Origin of the sequence: Pseudomonas sp. D1HM (assembly GCF_019266105.1) — a bacterium.
GTDB lineage: Bacteria > Pseudomonadota > Gammaproteobacteria > Pseudomonadales > Pseudomonadaceae > Aquipseudomonas > Aquipseudomonas taetrolens.
Genome location: NZ_LRMN01000033.1, coordinates 1 through 1,429, shown reverse-complemented (window position 1 = coordinate 1,429; position 1,429 = coordinate 1). Strand labels below are relative to the sequence as shown.

At 58.9% G+C, this 1,429-nt stretch carries 1 protein-coding gene; it reads left to right on the top strand.

Annotated features, from left to right (window positions below):
• Positions 1-237 precede the first annotated feature (237 nt).
• On the top strand, positions 238-1,401 hold the full coding sequence (locus AWM69_RS22445; protein ID WP_218728561.1) for a phage tail sheath family protein: 1,164 nt from the start codon (positions 238-240) through the stop codon (positions 1,399-1,401).
• Positions 1,402-1,429 lie beyond the last annotated feature (28 nt).

Genomic DNA, 1,429 nt, shown 5'->3' with positions numbered 1-1,429 from the left:
ATTATGGAGCATCCAAACTCACCCGACCCAGCGTCACACATCACTTGCGCGATCGCAGAAAACTCAATGTCGACGTCGGGATTCATTACCAGTTTTACCGAATACGTCAGTGCTGCGCAGAACTTCGGCGTGCGCTGGATTGCTGTCGGCTATCGCGTCAAACCTATTTAAACCCCCAGCTCAAACGCTGTAACGCAACCGCCCATTGGCGGTTTTTTTGTTTCTATGGAGTAAGCCATGAGTTCTACCGACTTCTTTCACGGTATTACGGTGTCGCTGGTCGAGACCGGTGCCCGCATTATTTCCCTGCCTTCGTCCTCGATCATCGGCATCGTCGATACCTTCACCCCGGGGCTGGGCCTGGTGGCTTCCGACGTGCCCACCTTGCTGACCCGTGAGAGTGAAGCCGTGGCCGCATTCGGCCCTGATTCGGCGATCACCCGGGCCTGTAAGGCCATTTTCAACCAGTCGGCGGCTGCGATCGTGGCCGTGGGTGTGCCGGCTGATACCGAGGCGGCCGTGCTGACCAGTGCCGTGATTGGCGGCGTATCGGCCGATGGCAAGCGTACCGGCCTGCAAGCGCTGCTGGACGGCAAGAGCCTGTTCAACCTGCAGCCGCGGTTGATCATTGCACCCAAGCACAGCGCCACTGAAGCGGTGGCCACCGCGATGGATGTGCTCGCCGGCAAGCTGAAAGCCATCGGCATCATTGACGGGCCTAACACCACCGATGAGGCCGCCATCGCCTACGCCGACAACTTCGGCTCCAAGCGCCTGTACATGGTCGATCCAGCGATCAAGCAGTGGAGCACCGGCGCGAATGCCGATGTGTCGGTGCCGGGTTCTGCGATCGCAGCAGGTCTGTTTGCACAGACGGACTCGCGCTTTGGTTTCTGGGCCTCGCCGTCGAACAAAGAGATTGCGGGCATCACCGGCACGGTGCGCCCGGTCGAGTACCTGGACGGCGATAAGACCTGCCGCGCCAACCTGCTCAATGGCGCACACATCACCACAATCATTCGTGATGGCGGTTATCGCTTGTGGGGCAACCGGACCCTGTCGAGTGATGCGAAGTGGTCGTTTGTCACCCGGGTTCGTACCACCGACATGGTGATGGAAGCGATTCAGGCGGGAATGAAATGGGCGGTTGACCGGGGCATCACCAAGACCTACGTCAAGGACGTGAACGAGACGGTCAACGCCTTTATGCGTGACCTGAAGGCACAGGGCGCGGTGATCAACTTTGAGGTCTATCCCGACCTGGAGAAGACCACGGCCAGCCAGATAGAGGAGGGCAAGGTGTGGTGGATCATTCGCTTTACCGATGTTCCGCCGGCGGAAAACCCGATTTTCCAAATTGAGGTCACTAACCAGTGGCTGACTGAAGTTCTGGAAGCCTAAGGAGGCGCTCAATGATTCCGCAAACCCT